Genomic DNA, 6,075 nt, shown 5'->3' on the forward strand with positions numbered 1-6,075 from the left:
GGCCTCGGGCCGGTCGCTCGGCTCAGGAGCCCTCGGGCGTCCAGCGCTGCTCGACCCGGGCGAACTTCCAGTACCCGATCGCGATCGCCCAGACGACCACGAACAGCCCGGCGATGGCGTAGCCGACGTTGTCCAGCGAGATGTCCGCGACGAACCCGGTGACCGGGTCGGTCAGATCGAGCTTCTCGTGCAGCACCCCGACCAGCTCGATGGTGCCGATGATGAAGGCCACCGCGATCGACAGACCCGTGATGGTCAGGTTGTAGTACACCTTCCGGACGGGGTTGGCGAAGGCCCACTGGTAGGCGAAGTTCATGAACGTCCCGTCCAGGGTGTCGAACAAGCTCATCCCGGCCGCGAACAGCAGCGGCAGGCAGACGATCGCGTACCAGGGCAGCCCGGAGGCCGCACCCGAGCCGGCCATCACCATCAGGGTGACCTCGGTCGCGGTGTCGAAGCCCAGGCCCAGCACCATGCCCACCGGGAACATCTGCCCCGGCCGGGTGATCGAACGGGTCGCCCGGTTCAGCACCCGGGCCATGAAGCCGCGCGAGTCGAGGTGCGCCTCCAGCTCCTTCTCGTCGAACTTCCCGGCCCGCATCGAGCGGAACACCCTGAGGATGCCGAGCAGCGCCGCCAGGTTGAGCGCGCCGATCAGGTAGAGGAACACGCCGGAGGTGGTCGTCCCGATCACGCCCAGCCACTTGTGGGTGGCCGACTCGTCGTCCATCAGCGTGTTCGCCAGCTGCGCGCCGCCCGCCACCAGGGCGGCCATCAGCACCACCATCGAGGAGTGCCCGAGGGCGAACCAGAAGCCCACCGAGACCGGCCGCTTGCCGTCCGCCATCAGCTTGCGGGTGGTGTTGTCGATCACCGCGATGTGGTCGGCGTCGAAGGCGTGCCGCATGCCGAGGGTGTACGCGGTGATGCCCAGGCCCACCCCGAAGACCTGGGTACCGACCGCGTACCGCTCGGGTGCGACCAGGAAGATCAGCGTGCCGAAGGCCACCACGTGCATGGCCACGATCACCGCCATCAGCCCGGCCGTACGGACGGTGTCCTCGCGCCGCCATCTGAAGGTGGGCAGCGCGGAAGGGGCCGGCTTCGCGCCGGCGGCAACGGTTTCGGGCAGGGTCATCTGCGGATCACGCTCCAGCACCTCGTGGAAAACCTCGTGAGATGCCGTGGCCGGTCTCCTGGCTGACGGGACGCCCGTACCCGCCTTCCCAGGTGCGCGAGGCACCCAGTGGCTCCGTGGGCACGGACGACGTTCCTCCGCGGACGGAGGAACGACCCGATCACAGTGGCGAGGGCCGCTCCGGGCTGGGACCCCTGAGGGTCCGTCACCGGTCTTCCCGAGCACCACGGCGGGGAACACCGTAGGGGCCCCGCCCCGACCCGTGCAAGGCTGCGCACCTGCGCAGGTGTCCAGGATCACAGGCGGCCGCCTGCAAGAATGTCCGCATGCATCTCGTACCGGCCGACCGCGCGGGCCACCGCACCATCGACGGGCACCGGGTCTGCGAGGCCATCGCCGCGATCGGCGACCCCGCGCACGTCCGGTCCTGGGCCGAGCGGTTCTCCCTGCTCGCCGACCCCGGGCGGCTCGCCCTGCTGCTCGCCCTCCACCGGGCCGGCCCGCTCGCCGTCAGCGACCTCGCCGTCGCCACCGGCATGCGCGACCCCGCCGTCTCCCAGGCCCTGCGGCTGCTCCGCACGGCCGGCGTGGTCACCGGCGACCGGGACGGACGAGTGGTGCGCTACCGGCTCGTGGACGAGGCCATGCGCCCCCTCCTCGACGAGTGCGCCGCCGCCGAGCACCACGAGCCGAGCGCGGCAGTGGGCTGACACTCGGAAACCCGGGCCGATGCCGTGCCCGGCCAGTACGATCATGGTGTGCCGTCCCACCCCCATGCCTGGCCCGCCGACCGCTGGAACACCGACCCGGTCAAGGCCCGCGTGCTGGCGGTCGCCCGTACCCTCACCTCGGCCACCCGGGTCCTGGACGTCCTCTCCCTGTTGAGCCCGCACGGCATCGAGTGGTACTTCACCGTCAACCCCGGTTCCGTCTTCGCCGACCGCGCCCTGGACGAGTACCTGCACGGCCTGTCCGGCTTCACCGTGCTGGACTGGGACGACGCCGTCCGCCACCGCTTCGACCTGGCCGTCGCCTGCGCCGTCCACTCCTCCATGCACCGCCTGGACGCCCGCCTCGTCGTCCTGCCACACGGCGCCGGCTACAACCGCCTGGTCACCGAGTCCACCGGTGACACGGTCAGCGCCGCCGGCCTGTCCCGCAACGAACTCACCCACCGCGGACGGGTGTTCGTGGACGTCCTCGGGCTCTCCCACCCCGAACAGCTGGACCGGCTGCGGACCTCCTGCCCCGAGGCACTCGACGTCGCCCGGGTGGTCGGCGACCCGTGCTTCGACCGGATGCTCGCCAGCCGGCGCTCCCGGGACGGCTACCGCGCCGCGCTCGGCGCCGTCGGCGGCCGACGGCTCGTCGTCGTCAGCTCCACCTGGAGCGGGCACTCGTTATTCGGCCGCCACCCCGACCTGCCCCGGCGGCTCGTCCGCCAACTGCCCGCCGACGAGTACACGGTGGCCGTCGTCCTGCACCCCAATGTCTGGAGCCGCCACGCCCCCGGGGCGCTGCTCGACGACGCCCGCCGGATGGGCCTGCGCCTGATCCCGCCCCACCAGGGCTGGCAGGCCGCGCTCGTCGCCGCCGACTGCGTGATCGGCGACCACGGCTCGGTCACCGTCTACGGCGCCGCCCTGGAACACCGCACCATGCTCGTCGCCACCGGCGCCGCCGAACTCGACCCGCGCTCCCCCAGCTACGCCTTCGGCCAGGCCGCCCCCGTCCTCGACCCGGACGGAGACCTCGCCGCCCAGCTCGAACGGGCCCTCGCCGAGGCACCGACCGGCCTGCGCGAGATCACCGACCGCTCGCTCGCCCACCGCGGCGAATCCGCCCGGCTGCTGCGCCCGCTGCTCTACTCCTTCCTGGACGGCCTGGACGAACCCCGGGACGAACCGGCCCTACCGCCCTACCCCAGGCCCGTCCCCTGCCCCGGGGCCGCCGAGTGGCCCACCGCGTACGACGTCGAGGGCAGCACCGAGGGGACCGAGGTGAGCCTGCGGCGCTACCCCTTCCACCCGGACGACCACTCCCCGCGCGGCTTCCACGCGCTCACCGACGAGCACCCGGGCGACGCCCTGCGCTACACGGCCGAGGTGATCGCCCGCACCGAGGCCCACGCCGAACGCCCCGCCACCCGCTGGCTCGCCGACACCGCCGCCGAACTGCCCGGCCTCGCCGTCGCGGTGGCCGCCCTCGGCCCGGCCCGCCACCTGCTCCGGCTGCACACCGGCCGGCTGCTGGAGGCCCGCGCCGAACCGGACTGGGGCCGTCCCGACCCCGCCATCGACCCGCTGCTGCTCGGCTCGGCCGTGGCCTGCTGGCTCGCCGACGGCGGCGACCCGGCCGGCCTCCCCGAGCACGGGCTCACCGTCCGCACCGGCGGGCACCGCACCCGGGTGTCCTTCCGCACCGGGCCCTGACCCCGCCGCGGGCCGCCGCTACCGGCCCGGACCGCCGCTCAGCCCGCCAGCTGCCGCAGCCGCTCGCGGCTGCGCTCCGCCAGCTCCGCGTCGTCCAGCTCCTCGGCGAGGGTGACGAGCAGGGCGTGGGCCTGCGCCTCCTTCGCGAACTGGTTCCGCTCCTTGGCCTGCCGGGCGCAGTCGTCCGCGTGGGCGACGGCGAGGTCCAGCTGCCCGAGCGCCCGGTGGGCCCGGGCCCGGACCAGCGGCAGCTTCATCAGCATGTCGTTGTCCCGCGTCCACCCGGCCCGGGCGGTGGCCTCGGCCAGCAGGGTCAGCGCCTCCTCCGGACGGCCGTCGGCGATCAGCGCCTGCGCCAGGTTGTAGCTCTGGATGATCTCGCCATGGTCGTCGCCCCGGTTCTCCGCCAAGGCCAGGGTGAAGCGCTCCACCGCGTCGCCCGGGCGGCCGTCGGCCAGGCAGAGCAGGCCGTCGGTCTCGTAGAGCACCCCGACCACCCGGCGGTTCGTCACCAGCGGGACCAGCTCCGTGGCGAGCGCCAGCTGCTCAGCGGCGAGCCGGTACTCCTTGCGCTCCTGGTGGGCGCGGGCGAGCTGGTTGCGCATCCTGACCACGGCGGCCGGCTGGTTGTCCCACTGGGCCGACTCGATGCCGAGCCGGTGGGTGGCGATCCAGTCGTCGTAGAGCTTGCGGCCGTGGTACAGCGGCCAGAGCGACTCGCAGAGCCGCCACACCTCGCCGTGCCACCCCTGCGCGGCCGCCTCCTCCACCACCGCGCGGAAGTCGGCACGTTCGGCGTACAGCCACTCCAGGGCCGCGGCATCGGAGGCGAAGCCGGGCAGGTCGTCACCGCTCGGGTCCTGCAGCCGGAGTCGGTCCCTGCCCATCATTCGATCGGCGAGCGACGCACGGCCCCGGAAATACGCCACGACACCGGCGAGGAGCCCGGCGCGGTCGGACAGCTCCCGCGTCCGGCCGTAGGCGTGCAGCCGCACCACGTCGTGGGCCCGGAATCGGTCCTCACCGTCGTCGTCCACCACCTCGTCGAGCACGTGGACGCCGCGCAGCTCCTTGATCGCCTGCTCGGCCCGCTCGACGCCGACCGCCCGCGCCAGTTCGGCGGACACAAAGGGGCCGGGGTGCACGCCGATCAGGTGGTAGAGCGCCCGGCCCGGCGCCGACAGCCGCTCGTGGACCAGGTCGTACGTCGCGCCGAGATCGCTCTCCTCGTCCTCCAGCATCGCCAACCTGCCCTCCCGGTCGTGCAGTTCGGCCACCACACGGCCGACCGGAAGGCTGTCCCGGTCCAGCAGCTGGCTCCCGACCGCGTTCAGCGCGAGCGGCAATCCGCCGCACAGCTCGACCAGTTCGGCCAGTTCCCCGTCGGTGCCCCGCCCGGAGCCCACCCAGCCCCGCACCAGTTCGGCGCCCGCCTCCGCGCTCAGCGGCCCGAGTCGGCGCACCTCGGCGCCGTCCATCCGCAGCGCGGGCAGCCGCCGCCGGCTCGCGACCACCACCAGCCCGCAGGCGGGGAGCAGCGCCCGGACCTCCGCGGCGTGCTCGACGTTGTCCAGGAAGAACAGGCACCGGCGCTCGGCGGTGGCGGTGCGGAAGGCCGTGAACCGCTCGGCCTCCACGGCCGGGGGCTCGGCGCCCAGGGCGCGCAGGAAGCCGGCCAGCAGCCCGGGGAGGTCCACCCCGCCCTGGTGCCGGTAGGCCTTCAGGTCGGCGTAGAGGTCCCCGCCGGGGAAGCGCTCCCGGTGCCGCTCGGTGAACTTGGCGATCAGCTCGGTCTTCCCGACCCCGCCGAGGCCGGTGAACACCACGACCCCGAGTCCGCCCTCCTCGACCCGGCGCAGCGCGCCGGCCAGTGCGGCGAACTCCGGTTCACGGTTGACGAACGGGCCGTGCGGCGCGCGCACCTGACGGGGCGTCGGCACCATCGGCGGCTGGTGGAGGTGCACCGACCCGATGGTCCCGGCCTGCACCACATGGCCGCCCACCGTGGCACCTGACACGGTGTTGGCCACCTCGTGCCGCTCCATCCGCCTGCTCCCTCCGGCCGCCCGGGCCCCAGCCTACGGGCTGGGCACCCGGCCGGAGGGGCGTCCGGGTGTCACCGGGGGGTGATCTCGCCCATCTCGCCCCAGCCGTCCATGCCGGGGATCTCGATCGAGACGATCTGCGGCTTGGCGGCCACGGCGTACGACATCTCGTCCATGGCCTTGGTGAAGTGCGCGGACTCCACGTGCTCCTTGCCGGCGTCGCCGTCGCGGAACGCCTCGACCAGGACGAACTCGTTGGCGTTGTCGACGCTGCGGGACCACTCGAAGAAGAGGTTGCCGGGCTCGCGGCGGGTGGCCTGGGTGAAATCGTCGACCAGGTCGAGCCACTCGTCGGCGCGCTCGGGGCGGACCGCGAACTTGACCGTAATGAAGATCATGGGACTTCCTTCCCTTCCACGTTCACACGTGGCCGTGCGGACGGGTGCCCGCCGCTCGGCGG

5 protein-coding genes and 1 riboswitch are annotated in these 6,075 nt (G+C 73.3%); of the genes, 2 read left to right on the forward strand and 3 right to left on the reverse strand.

Annotated features, from left to right (window positions below):
• Positions 1 to 22: 22 nt before the first annotated feature.
• The gene (locus ACFU6K_RS28450; protein ID WP_380667733.1) at positions 23 to 1,138 is read right to left on the reverse strand and encodes a HoxN/HupN/NixA family nickel/cobalt transporter; all 1,116 of its coding nucleotides are present in this window, start codon (positions 1,136 to 1,138) and stop codon (positions 23 to 25) included.
• Between the two features lie 30 nt (positions 1,139 to 1,168).
• Positions 1,169 to 1,382, reverse strand: a riboswitch (cobalamin riboswitch).
• 82 nt (positions 1,383 to 1,464) lie between these two features.
• Here ACFU6K_RS28450 and ACFU6K_RS28455 point away from each other — a divergent pair.
• On the forward strand, positions 1,465 to 1,848 hold the full coding sequence (locus tag ACFU6K_RS28455) for a metalloregulator ArsR/SmtB family transcription factor (protein ID WP_049656554.1): 384 nt from the start codon (positions 1,465 to 1,467) through the stop codon (positions 1,846 to 1,848).
• A gap of 48 nt (positions 1,849 to 1,896) precedes the next feature.
• Entirely contained in the window at positions 1,897 to 3,570 is a 1,674-nt protein-coding gene (locus ACFU6K_RS28460; RefSeq protein ID WP_380667735.1) for a hypothetical protein, read from the forward strand.
• 38 nt (positions 3,571 to 3,608) lie between these two features.
• Here the strand turns inward: ACFU6K_RS28460 and ACFU6K_RS28465 are convergent, their stop codons facing one another.
• Positions 3,609 to 5,615, reverse strand: a complete 2,007-nt coding sequence (locus tag ACFU6K_RS28465; RefSeq protein WP_380667737.1) for an AAA family ATPase — start codon at positions 5,613 to 5,615, stop codon at positions 3,609 to 3,611.
• Between the two features lie 71 nt (positions 5,616 to 5,686).
• The gene (locus tag ACFU6K_RS28470; protein WP_380667739.1) at positions 5,687 to 6,013 is read right to left on the reverse strand and encodes a putative quinol monooxygenase; all 327 of its coding nucleotides are present in this window, start codon (positions 6,011 to 6,013) and stop codon (positions 5,687 to 5,689) included.
• Between the last annotated feature and the right edge of the window lie 62 nt (positions 6,014 to 6,075).

Origin of the sequence: Kitasatospora sp. NPDC057512, assembly GCF_042802135.1 — a bacterium.
Taxonomy (GTDB): domain Bacteria; phylum Actinomycetota; class Actinomycetes; order Streptomycetales; family Streptomycetaceae; genus Kitasatospora.

Excerpts from the sequence above, each read along its gene's own strand:
- ACFU6K_RS28470 (WP_380667739.1), bottom strand. The coding sequence starts at position 6,013 with ATGATCTTCATTACGGTCAAGTTCGCGGTCCGCCCCGAGCGCGCCGAC.
- ACFU6K_RS28455 (WP_049656554.1), top strand. The coding sequence starts at position 1,465 with ATGCATCTCGTACCGGCCGACCGCGCGGGCCACCGCACCATCGACGGG.
- ACFU6K_RS28465 (WP_380667737.1), bottom strand. The coding sequence starts at position 5,615 with ATGGAGCGGCACGAGGTGGCCAACACCGTGTCAGGTGCCACGGTGGGC.
- ACFU6K_RS28450 (WP_380667733.1), bottom strand. The coding sequence starts at position 1,138 with ATGACCCTGCCCGAAACCGTTGCCGCCGGCGCGAAGCCGGCCCCTTCC.